We start from the raw sequence: 830 nt of genomic DNA on the forward strand, positions 1-830 counted from the left end.
GCACTGGGCATCGCCACCCTTAACCAGGTGGTGCCTTGCGGCAGGCTGTCGCCACGCTGCCAATGGAACCTGACCTGTATCCGCGCCAGCTCGTCAGTGAACACTTCCTCACCTACCTTCCGGCCCGACCACGATGGCGCTCAGCGGGCCGTTAATGCTCGGGCGCGCAACGGTGATCGGATGACGATAGGGGATCTTGTGGCGAATGCACACAAACTCGTTTTTGTAGCCCGCGCTTTCGTCCGACAGGTAATTATTGCTGCCCTCATGCTTGACCGTTATCAAAACTCGTTTTTGTAGCCCGCGCTTTCGTCCGACAGGTAATTATTGCTGCCCTCATGCTTGACCGTTATCAGCAGAAAACTGCGATCTTCAGCAGAGCCGCGGTCATGATCAAAATGCTGGGTCAGCTCAAAGGTGTGGCCAGGGTACATGGCGCGGCAGGTACTGTTGCCGGTGAATGTCTTGCCCTGTACTTCAATGGCTTCCAGGCGCTGACGCACCAGGCGTTCACCGTCTTTGAAGGTGCCATGGCTGTAGTGATCGAGCACGTCATACACTTCATACGCGTCGACATTGCCCTGCTCATTGAGGCTCGGCATGCCGACAGGCAGCTGATTACGAGGCTGCTTGTAGTCGAATGTCTGAATGGACATGCGCCCCGATTGCAGACGTCNCTCGGTAACGGATGCGCTGTGATAACGAATGCTTGGCTGTTGCGGCAGGGGCGAGAGGTCACGCGAGTGATCAAGAATGATCAGCGTGTGCTTTTCCTGATTGTGATCGAAATAGAAGAACAGGCCTTCGTGTTCCAGCAACCTCAATACAAA

At 55.4% G+C, this 830-nt stretch carries 1 pseudogene; it reads right to left on the reverse strand.

Annotated elements, in window-relative coordinates:
* Positions 1-830, reverse strand: a pseudogene (locus AO068_RS26090) (type VI secretion system Vgr family protein); the annotation flags it as partial.

It is taken from the genome of Pseudomonas sp. ICMP 3272 (assembly GCF_001466905.1).
GTDB lineage: Bacteria > Pseudomonadota > Gammaproteobacteria > Pseudomonadales > Pseudomonadaceae > Aquipseudomonas > Aquipseudomonas amygdali.